The sequence below is a fragment of the Yersinia sp. IP36721 genome (assembly GCF_003634395.1).
Classification (GTDB): domain Bacteria; phylum Pseudomonadota; class Gammaproteobacteria; order Enterobacterales; family Enterobacteriaceae; genus Yersinia; species Yersinia entomophaga.
In genome coordinates this window covers 90,161-103,513 of record NZ_QCZL01000004.1, presented here as the reverse complement: position 1 = coordinate 103,513, position 13,353 = coordinate 90,161, and the positions used below count along the sequence as shown (strand labels likewise).

The following is a 13,353-nucleotide window of genomic DNA, read 5'->3' as shown; positions in this document are numbered from 1 at the left end:
AAATTCCGTATTAAAAACTTGCTCGTGTTATAGCGTTCAAATAGCCGTGCAGCATTCATACCCAATATGAATACTCTGGATTTTATTCTTATTATTTTCTTACTTGTTTACCCCACATTTTTATGTGGAATTATTTTACTTTTTCGTCCATTGCTAAAATAAAGGCGTATTCCTGGGCACTATTTTTCAACCTACTGAGACGACCAGATTTACCACCGTGCCCGGCACTCATATCCGTGGTTAATAAAATAATATTATCTCCCCGATTAAACTCTCGTAATTTAGCCACCCATTTGGCTGGCTCCCAATATTGCACCTGCGAATCATGTAATCCGCTAGTGACTAATAAATTAGGATAATTTTTAGGAGAGATATTGTCGTAAGGGCTATAGGCTCGTATGACCTTATAATCAGATAACTTTTCAGGATTCCCCCATTCCCCGTATTCATTGGTGGTTAACGGTATCGAGGAATCTGACATAGTCGTCACAACATCAACAAAAGGCACCTGCGCCACTACTGCGTTAAATAAAGTGGGTTCCTGATTAATGACCGCCCCAACCAGCAGCCCCCCGGCGCTACCGCCCATGGCATACAACCGCTCCGGCTGGCCAAAGCCTTGCTGTACCAAACCTTGAGTAACATCGATGAAGTCATTGAAACTGTTTTCTTTTTTCGCCAGTTTACCTTGTTTATACCACCCCTGCCCCAGCTCCCCGCCGCCGCGCACATGAATCAAAGTAAAGATAAAACCGCGATCCAATAAACTCAGCCGGTTCGCGCTAAACGAAGGGTCCATACTCATGCCGTAGGCCCCATAGGCGTAAGCCAGTAGTGGATTATGGCCTTTTTTAAATAATGATTTACGGTAAACCAGCGACGCCGGAACCAACACCCCATCGCGGGCCGTAACCCAGATACGCTGGCTTTGGTATTCATCGCGATTAAAATTTTTTACTTCCTGTTGTTTCAGCAGAGTTTTCTCTCCGCTAATCATATCCCATTGATAAGTTGAGGTCGGCGTGGTCATTGAGGAATAGCGATAGCGCAGAACGTGGCTATCTGGCTCCGGGTTATAGGCCAGCCACGCCATATAAGTCGGGTCTTCTAAGGTCAACGGCTGCTGTTGCTGACTCTGCCAATTGATTTTACGAATATGAGTTAAGCCCTGCTCCCGTTCAGCGACCACCAGCCAATCGCGGAATAACACAAAATTCTCTACGTCTTTAGAATCTTCCGGTGCAATCAGCGTTGTCCAAGAGGCTTCCCCGGATACAGTCTGATACAAGCCAAAATTAGGATGCTGATGATTAGAGCGAATATAAAATTGGTCGTTAAAATGATCGATGTAGTATTCACGTCCCGTTTGGCGGGCGGAGAAAACCGTTGGTGCCTGCTGTGGCTGATTGGCATCCAGTAACCGGGTTTCCGAAGTCGCGGTGCTGCTGATATTTATCAAAATATACTGGCGAGAAGTGCTGGGCGATAAACTGAGGTAATAGCTATCGTCATTCTCCTGGTAAACCAAGACATCATTTTCTGCTGGCGTACCGTATTGATGGCGAAAAACCTGATACGGCAATAAAGTTTGCGGATGATTACGTACGTAAAACAGAGTGTTATTATCGTTTGCCCACACCATATTGCCCGAAGTGTCATGAATCACTTCATCAGACCATTGTTTGTCGGCAATCTGTTTTAAATGGATGCTGTATTGCCGACGAGACAGCGTATCTTCCGCCACAGCCATACGCTGATTATCACGGCTGACGCTCAGCCCACCCAGCTTATAGTAATCATGCCCCTGCGCACGCTGATTGGCATCTAGCAACACTTCCCATTCAGCATCAGGCACTTCCCTCTGCCGTTGGTACTGCGCATACTCTTTACCCGGTTGATAGATTTCCTGGTAACGATATCCATTAAGACTATAAGGTACCGATTGATCCTGCTGATTTACTCGCTTCAGCATTTCTTGATATAGCGTATCTTGCAAGGTAGTGGTTGTTTTAAGTATAGATTCAGCGTAGCTATTTTCAGCCTTCAGATAATCAATAACCTTTTTATTCTTGCGGTCGTCATCTCGCAGCCAATAGTAATTATCGACGCGAGTTTCTGAATGTAGAGTTAATTGATGTGGATGTTTTTCCGCAATAGGTGGCGTTGGCTCAGTCATCTCAGCCGCACCTGCAAATAAGGAGAAACTGAATAAACCGAGATAAATAATCGAAGGTATTAAGCAATTACCCGCATTAATCTTAGGTGATATAAAATATCTCATAGTCCCTCTGATATAATTAAATACTGTCTATTTTATTTACTACAAATTCTGTAGCTAACCGGGTCATCAAAAGACAAATGACCTCACCTAGGGTTATTTAACAATTAGAATCAGTGATATTACTGTTGATTAATTAAACTAAAATCAATAGGAAGCGTGACGGTAAGTCTCCCCTGATACAATATTGATTCTGGCGGTATCGGCAGTGGCTGCGCTTTTTCCAGCATTCTCATCGCCTCACGATCGAGGGATTGTGTACCAGATGAGTTTATTTTTTTGCTGCTAAGAATATTGCCACGATAATCAAGAGTAAATTCAACCAAGACGGTTCCAGTTCGGTTACGTACCTGCGCTTCGGCAGGATAACGTTTAAAACGATTAAGATGCCCTCTTACCAAACTTTCCCAGGAAATTTTGGCTTCCACTTTTGCGTTGGCATCGCTATTTATCGGCGCGGCAACGCGTTCAGAAGGCTGACTTTGTGCCACTGGGGCAGCACTGCTGGCAGCAGACGCCAACGCAGCTGGGCTGGTAATAGCCTGAGGTTTCTCCGGCTTGGGCTGTTTTTGCCGCACTCTAGGCTCAGGCTTATTTTCAGCCACGATAATTTTGGCTTTTTCAACTCTGGCCAGCTTCGGTAACTCCGGCTGCTTCTCTACGCTTTTCTGGGGTTCAGAAGCCGCCGATGAGACTGTCTGCTGCTCACCGATTGGCAAAGGTTTCGGCGTAGCTGGCGCTTCAATGTGCGCCGACCATTGCATCATCACTGCGGGAGGCGGCAAAGGTAACGGAGGCAAGGTTTCAGCAACGCCAAAGATCAACCACGACACTGCGAGATGAGCAGCGATAGCCAGAACAAAACCTTGGCCAACTTTCGGCTTTGGTAAAGGTTGATCGTATAAATACAGTGAATGCATGGAATAATTAGAATGCAAATGATTATCAATTATATTTGACAATGATAATCATTTGTAAATGAAATTAACAGTCTCTTTTCAGATTCAGTGCAAATAAATGAATAATGCGACATAAAATGTCGCATTTGTTGCGCTGGGATAAGGAAAAATTCTTGACGTGGCGATGTTTTTTCGCTCGGCGACATTCTTAGCGCGGTAAAGTCTTTACCGGTACAGACCACAGATAATCTGCATTTTCTGGCCCTACGTTAGCGCCCTCTTCAGCCAGCATTAGCACCAACGGGTGTGAAGCCGCTTTAAGATCCTGCATATGCAAAGGCACCCCAATATTTTTCGCCGCATGATAACCGCCGGCAATTAATAGTGTTGGAGTGGGCGCGGCCAGCAAACGTTCAGCCATACGGCGGTCGCGCTGCTGCTGAATGGCCACCATTGAAGCTAATTGCGAAGCATCAATTTTATTATCGTGAGACGCACGAATTAGCTTTTCCAGCGCCGCGCGCACTTCTGGCGTGGTAGAAAGTTTGCCCTCTAACGGCGGTTTTTCCTTATAGATCGCCATGATTTCATCTCGATCCAAATTCGCCGACCACACGGGATAAGGCGCACGCATCACCGTCATTGCCAGATCGCCGTACAGCGCCCAACTCCAGCCCGGCTGCCAAGCCAGCAGCTCCACAATTCGACTTTCCCTAACACGAGGCTCTTGCTGTAGCCAGGACTTAACCTTATCCACCTTGATCTGTTGGTTCGGATTCAACATTTCCAGCAATACACTGCCCTGTGGCCGTTTCTGTGCCAGATTTTCTATCAACCACCGCTCGATTTGATGGTGATAAAGATTATCGTGTTTCTCACCCACGATCACTTGAGGAGCACCCGCCAGCTCATCCACTAACTGGGAGGCCGTCAGGACTTTTCCGGTATGAAGATCGGTAATAGTTCCGAAGGCGGTAATATCGGATTTATCGCTCGGAATATTTTTAGGAGGCGTAGAAGTACAGCTAATCATTAAAAACATACTGAATAATAATAAGATTCTCATTAGCAGGCGTTATCCATTTAGCGGTTTAATCGTCCGCATAATATAGATAATGATAATCATTTACAATTTGTTGCGTACCAATAATAGAACAAGAATGTTTCATTGATGTGGAAAAATAAAATCGATAAAAAAGCCTCTGTCTCGATAGACAAAGGCTCTGATTTTCAACAACGTGATTAAGTATTACAGCAACTCAGTTTGTGCCTCGACGACCGCCAGTGCCACCATGTTCACAATACGACGTACTGACGCGATCGGCGTTAAAATATGCACCGGTTTCGCCACGCCCATCAATACCGGACCAACGGTTACGCCCTCAGATGAGGTCACGCGCAATAGGTTGTAGCTGATACGCGCTGCTTCCATATTCGGCATAATCAACACATTAGCCGCACCTTTCAACGGACTGTCCGGCATCAGGTCATGGCGAATACTTTCCACCAAAGCCGCATCGCCGTGCATTTCGCCGTCAATTTCCAACTGCGGTGCCATTTGGTTGACCAATTCCAGAGTACGACGCATTTTACGGGCTGATGGGCAATCCGCAGTACCGAAACTAGAATGAGAAACCAGCGCTACTTTTGGCTCAATACCGAAACGACGCACGGTTTCTGCCGCCATCAAAGTAATTTCAGCCAGTTCTTCCGGGGTTGGATCGTCATTAACATAGGTATCAGCGATAAAAGTATTACCGGTTGGCAACAACAAGGCGTTCATCGCGCCAGCCACGTGTACGCCATCACGGAAACCGAAGACTTTCTCCACCACCGAATAGTGCTCATGATAATTGCCGATGGTGCCGCAAATCATGGCATCGGCTTCGCCGCGGTGCAGCATAATAGAACCGATCACCGTCGTATTGCTAATCACGGCACGACGCGCCTGCTCCTGAGAAACACCCCGGCGTTTCATGATCTGGTAGTACTCTTGCCAGTATTCATTAAAGCGAGGATCGGATTCGTTATTCACCACTTCAAAGTCTTTACCCGCAACGATTTGCAGCCCCAGTTTCTTCAGTCGCATATCAATAACGCTTGGCCGACCAATCAGAATAGGGAATGCGAGCCCTTGAGAAACAAGCTCTTGAGTCGCATGCAATACTCTTTCTTCTTCCCCTTCTGTCAGGACTACTCGTTTCAGCTCTTTTCTAGCCTGAGAGAAGATCGGCTTCATAAACAGGTTGGTTTTGTAGACGAATTCTGAAAGTTTCTCGACGTAAGCATCGAAATTTTCGATTGGACGCGTGGCTACGCCAGAGTCCATGGCCGCTTTGGCTACCGCAGGGGCGATTTTGACGATCAGGCGTGGGTCAAAGGGCTTAGGAATAATGTATTCAGGGCCGAAGGACAGGTCTTGTTCGCCGTAGGCTGAAGCCACTATGTCGTTTTGTTCCGCCAGAGCCAGATCGGCAATAGCGTGAACGCAGGCCAGCTTCATCTCTTCGTTAATGGCTGTGGCACCCACATCCAGTGCGCCGCGGAAGATGAACGGGAAACACAGAACGTTATTCACCTGATTCGGATAATCCGAACGGCCGGTACAGATTATCGCATCAGGACGCACGGCTTTCGCCAGCGGCGGTAAAATTTCCGGCTCTGGATTCGCGAGCGCCATAATCAACGGATTAGGGGCCATGGTTTTGACCATGTCCTGCGTCAATACGCCGGGGCCGGAGCAGCCAAGGAAAATATCGGCGTTTGGAATGGCATCTCCCAAAGTACGCTGGCCGTTATCCGTAATGGCATACGCGGCTTTGGTCGCCTCCATATTGGGTTCGCGACCTTGATAAATAACGCCTTTTGAGTCGCAAACCGTAATATTGTGACGTTTCAGCCCCAGTGCAACCAGCAGATTCAGACAGGCAATGGATGCAGCCCCTGCCCCGGAAACCACCAGCCTAACATCAGAAATATCTTTCTCAACTACGCGCAGACCGTTCAGAACAGCTGCAGTACAAATAATCGCAGTGCCGTGCTGATCGTCGTGGAATACCGGAATGTTCATCCGTTCGCGCAGTTTTTGTTCAATATAGAAGCACTCTGGCGCTTTAATATCTTCCAGATTAATACCGCCGAAGGTCGGTTCCAGTGAGGCGATAATGTCGATCAACTTATCGGGATTATGCTCGTCAACTTCAATATCAAAAACATCAATACCTGAGAATTTTTTAAACAGAACGCCCTTGCCTTCCATAACCGGTTTTCCGGCTAAAGCGCCAATATTACCTAGCCCCAGCACCGCAGTGCCGTTAGAAATCACCGCAACCAAATTGCCGCGCGCAGTATATTTATAGGCAGCCAAAGGGTCGGCCGCAATCTCCAGACAAGGTGCCGCTACGCCAGGAGAATACGCCAGCGCCAGATCTCGTTGCGTGGCCAGCGGCTTGGTTGGCGAGACCTGGATTTTACCCGGAGTGGGATATTGGTGAAAATCCAGGGCACTTTGTTTCAACTGTTCGTCCATTATAGGATCCCTTTTGCTTTTATATGTTGAGAGGTAAAATCAGGAACAGAACCAGTATAGTGAGTCAATAGGCCTAAACCATGAAGCAGCCCAAACTCTTCGCAACATTTTACGCTTTAGTTACTTACATAAGATGAATTTGTTGAAAAGTGCCTCGGTCATTCAAACCAGCCCTTAATCTGCGCATGCTGTAGCAGCATGATGGTTTTGCCGTCTTTGATGCGACCATCGGCAATCATCGCCAGCGCTTCTTTGAAGGGAATTTCCAGAACCTCTATATCTTCGTCATCAATACCGCCACCGGCATAAATACGCTGTTCCGGCAGATATTCCGCAGCAAAGAAATGCACCAGTTCGGTGACGCCGCCGGGTGACATATACGCAGCAAATAGTTTTTCCACTTCGCCAATTTCAAAACCGGTTTCTTCTATCGCTTCCCTGCGAATACAGTCTTCCGGAGTATCCGCATCCAACAGACCAGCGCAGGCTTCTAATAACATGCCGCTTTCATTGCCGTTAACATATGTAGGCATACGAAATTGGTTGATTAATATTACGGTTCCTTTGGCGCGGTTATATAACAAGATAGTGGCACCGTTGCCTCGGTCGTAGACTTCACGCTCCTGATGGACTAACTCACCGTTTTTTCTTTTTAAGTCGTAAGAATATTTATTCAGCACATACCAATTATCAGATAATAACGTGCGTTGGATATTCTCGATTTTTGCTGACATATATTCAGTCCGTATCATGTAATTGAAGTTTTTTTTCCTGGCGCTAGCTAACGCTAGTGGAGATAACTTTGCAATAAAAAAACACCTCGTCAGCAAAAGCCAGCGAGGTGTTGAAAAATACAGCACTCAGATACGAGGAGGGAATTAAAAGCCGTTAGGAATTTCCCGCATATCCGGTAGTTTATGGGCAATACCTTTATGGCAATCTACGCAGGTTTTGCCTTCGGTAATCGCGCTATTATGCATTTTGGCCGCCACGGTTTTCTGCGCGGTGAAATCCATATTGTCGAAGTTATGACAGTTTCGACATTCTTGCGAATTATTGGCTTTCATACGCGCCCATTCACTCTGCGCCATCGTCAGCCGGTGCGCCTCAAATTTCTGCGGCGTATCAATCAAACCAAAGGTTTTCGCGTACAGTTCTTTACTGGCTTTGATTTTACGCAACATTTTCGGGCCCCATTCGTGCGGAACGTGGCAATCCGGACAAGTGGCTCTGACGCCGCTGCGGTTACTGTAGTGAATAGTGCCCAAATATTCCTGGTACACGTTGTCTTTCATTTCATGACAACTGATACAGAACTTTTCGGTGTTAGCCATTTCCATTCCGGTGTTGAAACCACCCCAGAAAATAATCCCAGCAACAAAACCGATCAGCAGTAACGTCCCTAGCGCCAATCGGCTCGGCCTGCGCCACCACTGCCATAACCGCCGGATCACACCCGGTTTTTTTTCCTCTGTCATAACTACCTCGGTTATTTACCAAAGCCCGGTGCAGGCTGGAAGGTGTTTTCTACAATGGGCGCCGCGTCCGTTTGCGGCACATGGCATTGCAGGCAGAAATATCGACGCGGCGAAACTTCGCTCGATACTTTTCCATCACGATCGATAAAGTGGGTCGGACTGACGCGCGGTGCACCGGTGGTGCGATAATGTTCCACGCCGTGACATTGTAAGCAGCGATTGGTGTTTTTGCTGACCTGATAACCCTCCACGCTGTGAGGAATCATCGGTGGTTGGTTAACATAGTTCAGCGCCATACGCTGTTGTTGTTTAGGCATTTTTACCTTGCCTTCCTGAGTTCCGGACACCTCCGGCGATTGGCTCAAATCCATTTCGACATTGCTGGCGGCATAAGCCGCTCCGCCCAAAATCAGTGCCACTAGCACCAACCAGCGGCTAAACGACTTAAACATTTTGTTGTTCATTATTTGGCTCCCGAAAGACACTTCATCTTTCCCTAAATCGGCCTGCGTGCCTTAAAACGGCTCCGACAGCAGGCTGGGTATCAGGGTTAAACCTTTTCCAATTTCACCGCGCATTTTTTAAAGTCGGTTTCTTTGGATAACGGATCGGTGGCATCCAAGGTCAGGTTATTGACCAACTGCGCCGCATCGAAGAACGGCATAAACACCAATCCTTGCGGCGGACGGTTACGGCCACGGGTTTCCACCAGAGAAATCACTTCACCACGTCGGGAAATGACTTTCACTTTGTCCCCTCGGCGTAGATCCCGCGCTCGCGCATCCAGCGGGTGAATAAACAGCACCGCTTCAGGGAAAGCACGATGCAGCTCCGGAACCCGACGCGTCATAGAACCGGTGTGCCAGTGCTCCAGCACGCGACCCGTTGACAGCCACAGGTTATATTCTTCATCAGGACTTTCTGCCGCTGGCTCATAAGGCAGCGCAAAAATCACCGCTTTGCCATCAGGTTTACCGTAGAAGCGCACGCTTTCTCCGGCTTTTACGAAAGGATCGAAACCTTCCCGGTAGCGCCACAGGGTTTCCTTGCCGTCCACCACCGGCCAGCGCAGACCTCGCTCCTGATGATAGCGATCGAAAGGTGCCAAATCGTGACCGTGGCCGCGACCAAAATCGGCATACTCTTCGAACAGCCCTTTCTGGATATAGAAACCAAAATCACGCGCTTCATCGTTCAACTGATCAGCCGGAATTTCGCTTAATGGGAATTTATTCACCACGTTGTTGGCGTACAGCACGTCAAACAGCGTTTTACCGCGATACTCCGGTTTCTGATCCAACAATTGAGCAGGCCATACTTCTTCCACTTTGAAACGTTTGGAAAACTCAACCATTTGCCACAGGTCGGATTTGGCCTCACCCGGTGATGGCACCTGCTGGCGCCAGAACTGGGTACGACGCTCAGCGTTACCGTATGCGCCCTCTTTTTCTACCCACATTGACGTCGGCAAAATCAGGTCTGCGGCCAGCGCGCTGATGGTCGGATAAGGATCGGAAACCACGATAAAGTTACGTGGATCACGCCAGCCCGGCATACGTTCTTCGTTGATATTCGGCCCGGCCTGCATATTGTTATTACACATCACCCAATACGCATTAAGAGTGCCGTCTTTCAGCGCGCGATCCTGAGCCACGGCGTGCAAACCGACTTTCTCTGGGATCGTACCGGCTGGCAGTTGCCACTTGGTTTCAGCAATTTGGCGATGTTTCTCGTTGGTCACCACCATGTCGGCCGGTAAACGGTGAGAGAAAGTGCCCACTTCACGAGCAGTGCCGCAGGCGGAAGGCTGGCCGGTGAGAGAGAACGGCCCGCAGCCCGGCTTGGAGATTTTCCCGGTTAACAGGTGCAGGTTGTAGCACATGTTATTCGCCCACACGCCACGGGTATGCTGGTTAAAGCCCATGGTCCAGTAGGAAACCACTTTCACTTTTGGACTGGCATACAGCTGCGCCAGCGCTTCCAGTTGATCTTCCGGCACGCCGCTCATTTTAGAGGTTTTTTCCAGCGTATATTCCGCCACGAAGGCTTTGAAGTCTTCAAAACTCATCGGCTCCGACGCGTCGCTGCCTGGATTTTTCGCCGCTTTTTCCAGTGGATGAGTCGGACGTAAACCGTAGCCGATATCGGTGGCACCGCGACGGAAATTAACGTGACGATCGAGGAAATCCTGATCTACCGCGTTATTTTGAATAATATAATTGGCAATGTAATTCATCATCACCAGATCGGTTTGAGGCGTGAAGACAATCGGATTGTCAGCCAGCTCAAAGCTACGATGTTCGAAGGTCGAAAGGACGGCAATTTTAACATTAGGATCGGTTAAACGACGGCTAGTCATCCGCGACCACAGAATGGGGTGCATTTCCGCCATATTCGAGCCCCACAGCACGAATGCATCGGCCTGCTCAATGTCGTCATAGCACCCCATTGGCTCATCCATACCAAAAGTACGCATAAAACCCACTACGGACGATGCCATGCAGTGACGAGCGTTAGGATCGAGGTTATTCGAGCGGAAACCGGCTTTCATTAACTTAGACGCGGCGTAGCCTTCCCAGATTGTCCACTGGCCGGAGCCGAACATTCCCACGGCGGTAGGGCCTTTTTCTTTCAGCGCATTTTTAAATTTTAGCTCCATGATATCGAAGGCTTTTTCCCAGCTTACCGGAGTAAACTCGCCTTCTTTATCGTACTGGCCATCTTTCATACGCAGCAGCGGCTGGGTCAAACGGTCTTTGCCGTACATGATTTTCGGCAGGAAATACCCTTTAATACAGTTCAGCCCACGGTTGACGGGTGAATCCGGATCGCCCTGCGACGCCACGATACGGCCATTTTGCGTCCCCACCAGTACACCGCAGCCGGTACCACAGAATCGGCAAGGTGCTTTGTCCCATTTAATCGTATCTGCACCACCCACCACGGCTTTGGCCACGGTGGGTATGGTCATCCCCGCAGCGGCGGCGGCGGCCACTGCGGCATTGGCTTTCATGAAGTCCCGACGACTGAGTTTCATGGTTGTTCCTCACCTTGCTCATCCTGCTGGTGATATACCAGCGACACAACCAGCACGCCGGTCAAATTACGCGCTGACTCAATTTGTCTCAGGAGCACGTCTGAGCGCGCTGCCTGCATAACCACCACCAGTTTTCCCTGTTGGGCGTCACTGGTGGGTATTTCTGTTCCCGGAATCGCGAGTAACTCGTCGATTAACCGGGGAATGCGTTCCGGTTTGGCTTGCACCACCAGACCGCAAACATGCCATTCTTTATCTTCCATCTTCGCTCCGGGTAAGAGTCACGGCCTGTACCGGACATCCGGGCACACAGGCTCCGCATCCGTTGCAGGCGTCGATCTCTAATTCTGGTTGGGCAATGCCGTTTAAACGCGGGCGGAATCCGATCGCCCGGCTTTCGCAGCTATCCTGACAGCTACGGCATTCGATGCCTTTAAAAGGCAGACAACTTGCCGAGAATGTGGCTTTCAACTGCCACGGTTCGCGATCCGGCGAGGTAAAAACCGGTGCCTCGCAGGCGGTTACGCAATGAGTACAAAAAGTACATTCGGCACGTTGGAAATCTATCTCGGGGAACCCCCCGCGGCCGGCAATAAGCACTCCGGTTTCGCAGGCGTGGATACAAGCGTGGCAGCGCGTGCAGCCAGCCGTGAACTCAGCTTCGGCAACCGACCAGGGCGGCCGGATAACGGAAGACGAATGGTCAGCATTGCGCCGCCAATGCCCTGAAAGCAATCGGCGTCGGGACAAATCGGCCATACTGATACCCTTGACATTGCTGGCAACACTGCTTGCCATTTATTTAAATACCTAATTGCTTCCAGATTATTATGTGGTTTAGCAAATAGGACCCGGCTGCTCTGGCCGGAAAATCAAAATGGTGATAATTATTATTATTCGTATTACCACTAAATGGTTTCCCTAGTTTGGTAACAGTAGATACCCAATTATTGGTAAAAACATAATTACCCTTTAGAGTTAATCAGAGGGAAAGATTGCGCCAGATCAATTATTTCCAGCGTTATTTGTCCTTTCCCTCCTGCTTTAACCGATTTGCGTTATTTATATTTTTACATAACGATTTAACTAACGGCTGAATCAAGATTAAGCCAAGATGAGCACGATCAGTATTTTCATGATTATTTTATTTATCAAATAGAATAATCAAGGTGATCTTATTTATTAAATAATTCGCATAACTGTATGCATATAAAATTAATCACCTAATAACCGTTTTACCGTGTTATATAGACAGAAATCATGAATTAAAGCAGAACAGGTTTATAATATTCAGGGCGGTTGCGGTACAATAAATAGCGGATCGTACCGTTTTAACGGAGCGTAATGGGTTCCAGGTTACGCAATAAAAAGAATCCACTTTAGGTTGGCTAAAGGTTTTTCGGCTATCACCACGTAATTCCACCATAATCTTGCTACCGGAATCGGCATAACCTTGCCTGTTGCGGTACGTTTTACTGGCTACAGGGAGCATTACCTATCATGACGACAAATCACACCATTATGATTGTTGACGACCATCCGTTAATGCGTCGCGGCATCAGGCAGCTGTTAGAACTGGAAACGGCATTTACCGTAGTCGCCGAAGCCAATAACGGCGAAGAAGCATTGGAATTGGCCAGTCAAACTCTACCCGACGTTATTTTGCTCGATTTGAATATGAAGGGAATGAACGGCTTAGACACGCTGAAAGCGTTACGTAACGACGGCATTGGCGCCAGAATTATCGTATTAACCGTTTCGGACGCCCGCAGCGACGTGTACGCCATGATTGACGCCGGCGCCGACGGATACCTGTTAAAAGACAGCGAGCCAGAAATTCTGCTGGAGCATTTGCGGCAGGCCGCTCAGGGAGAAAGCGTGTTCAGCGAAGAAGTGCACGAGTATCTCTCCTCTCGCCACGAACAGATTAATCCCTTTGCAGAACTAACCGAGCGTGAATTGGATGTTCTTCAGGAAGTTGCGCGCGGCATGTCCAATAAACAGGTAGCTTTCGAGCTACATATTTCCGAAGAAACGGTGAAAGTTCATATTCGTAACCTGTTACGTAAACTGAATGTGCGTTCACGGGTCGCCGCCACCATTTTGTATCTGGAAAACAAGCGCCACTGAGA

General features: G+C 48.3%; 11 protein-coding genes. 1 reads left to right on the top strand and 10 read right to left on the bottom strand.

Annotated elements, in window-relative coordinates; all coding sequences use genetic code 11:
• Positions 1 to 130: 130 nt before the first annotated feature.
• From DBA33_RS05565 to napF, 10 genes are all read right to left on the bottom strand, one after another.
• On the bottom strand, positions 131 to 2,176 hold the full coding sequence (locus DBA33_RS05565) for a S9 family peptidase (protein WP_162975165.1): 2,046 nt from the start codon (positions 2,174 to 2,176) through the stop codon (positions 131 to 133).
• A gap of 224 nt (positions 2,177 to 2,400) precedes the next feature.
• Positions 2,401 to 3,240, bottom strand: coding sequence for an energy transducer TonB (locus tag DBA33_RS05560; protein WP_240442685.1), 840 nt, complete (start codon positions 3,238 to 3,240; stop codon positions 2,401 to 2,403).
• 145 nt (positions 3,241 to 3,385) lie between these two features.
• Entirely contained in the window at positions 3,386 to 4,243 is an 858-nt protein-coding gene (locus DBA33_RS05555) for a ChaN family lipoprotein (RefSeq protein ID WP_120805831.1), read from the bottom strand.
• A 183-nt stretch (positions 4,244 to 4,426) separates the two neighbouring features.
• Positions 4,427 to 6,706 carry an NADP-dependent oxaloacetate-decarboxylating malate dehydrogenase gene (maeB, locus tag DBA33_RS05550; RefSeq protein WP_064516990.1) on the bottom strand — a complete coding sequence of 760 codons (2,280 nt, stop codon included), beginning with the start codon at positions 6,704 to 6,706 and terminating at the stop codon, positions 4,427 to 4,429.
• A gap of 158 nt (positions 6,707 to 6,864) precedes the next feature.
• Complete coding sequence (gene nudK, locus DBA33_RS05545) at positions 6,865 to 7,440, bottom strand: GDP-mannose pyrophosphatase NudK (protein ID WP_064516988.1); 576 nt, start codon at positions 7,438 to 7,440, stop codon at positions 6,865 to 6,867.
• A gap of 144 nt (positions 7,441 to 7,584) precedes the next feature.
• Positions 7,585 to 8,184: a cytochrome c-type protein NapC gene (gene napC, locus DBA33_RS05540; protein ID WP_064516986.1), complete on the bottom strand. Its 600-nt coding sequence runs from the start codon at positions 8,182 to 8,184 to the stop codon at positions 7,585 to 7,587.
• An 11-nt stretch (positions 8,185 to 8,195) separates the two neighbouring features.
• Positions 8,196 to 8,636: a nitrate reductase cytochrome c-type subunit gene (gene napB, locus DBA33_RS05535; RefSeq protein ID WP_120805920.1), complete on the bottom strand. Its 441-nt coding sequence runs from the start codon at positions 8,634 to 8,636 to the stop codon at positions 8,196 to 8,198.
• A gap of 98 nt (positions 8,637 to 8,734) precedes the next feature.
• Positions 8,735 to 11,221 carry a nitrate reductase catalytic subunit NapA gene (gene napA, locus DBA33_RS05530; RefSeq protein WP_064516982.1) on the bottom strand — a complete coding sequence of 829 codons (2,487 nt, stop codon included), beginning with the start codon at positions 11,219 to 11,221 and terminating at the stop codon, positions 8,735 to 8,737.
• Positions 11,218 to 11,484: a chaperone NapD gene (gene napD / locus DBA33_RS05525; RefSeq protein WP_064516979.1), complete on the bottom strand. Its 267-nt coding sequence runs from the start codon at positions 11,482 to 11,484 to the stop codon at positions 11,218 to 11,220. The genes napA and napD overlap by 4 nt, the downstream gene beginning before the upstream one ends.
• The gene (gene napF, locus DBA33_RS05520; protein ID WP_064518489.1) at positions 11,474 to 11,980 is read right to left on the bottom strand and encodes a ferredoxin-type protein NapF; all 507 of its coding nucleotides are present in this window, start codon (positions 11,978 to 11,980) and stop codon (positions 11,474 to 11,476) included. The genes napD and napF overlap by 11 nt, the downstream gene beginning before the upstream one ends.
• Positions 11,981 to 12,721: 741 nt before the next feature.
• Here napF and narL point away from each other — a divergent pair.
• Positions 12,722 to 13,351, top strand: a complete 630-nt coding sequence (gene narL, locus DBA33_RS05510) for a two-component system response regulator NarL (protein WP_120805829.1) — start codon at positions 12,722 to 12,724, stop codon at positions 13,349 to 13,351.
• Positions 13,352 to 13,353: the final 2 nt, after the last annotated feature.

Excerpts from the sequence above, each read along its gene's own strand:
- DBA33_RS05565 (WP_162975165.1), bottom strand. The coding sequence starts at position 2,176 with ATGACTGAGCCAACGCCACCTATTGCGGAAAAACATCCACATCAATTA.
- DBA33_RS05555 (WP_120805831.1), bottom strand. The coding sequence starts at position 4,243 with ATGAGAATCTTATTATTATTCAGTATGTTTTTAATGATTAGCTGTACT.
- maeB (WP_064516990.1), bottom strand. The coding sequence starts at position 6,706 with ATGGACGAACAGTTGAAACAAAGTGCCCTGGATTTTCACCAATATCCC.
- nudK (WP_064516988.1), bottom strand. The coding sequence starts at position 7,440 with ATGTCAGCAAAAATCGAGAATATCCAACGCACGTTATTATCTGATAAT.
- napC (WP_064516986.1), bottom strand. The coding sequence starts at position 8,184 with ATGACAGAGGAAAAAAAACCGGGTGTGATCCGGCGGTTATGGCAGTGG.
- napB (WP_120805920.1), bottom strand. The coding sequence starts at position 8,636 with ATGTTTAAGTCGTTTAGCCGCTGGTTGGTGCTAGTGGCACTGATTTTG.
- napA (WP_064516982.1), bottom strand. The coding sequence starts at position 11,221 with ATGAAACTCAGTCGTCGGGACTTCATGAAAGCCAATGCCGCAGTGGCC.
- napD (WP_064516979.1), bottom strand. The coding sequence starts at position 11,484 with ATGGAAGATAAAGAATGGCATGTTTGCGGTCTGGTGGTGCAAGCCAAA.
- napF (WP_064518489.1), bottom strand. The coding sequence starts at position 11,980 with ATGGCCGATTTGTCCCGACGCCGATTGCTTTCAGGGCATTGGCGGCGC.
- narL (WP_120805829.1), top strand. The coding sequence starts at position 12,722 with ATGACGACAAATCACACCATTATGATTGTTGACGACCATCCGTTAATG.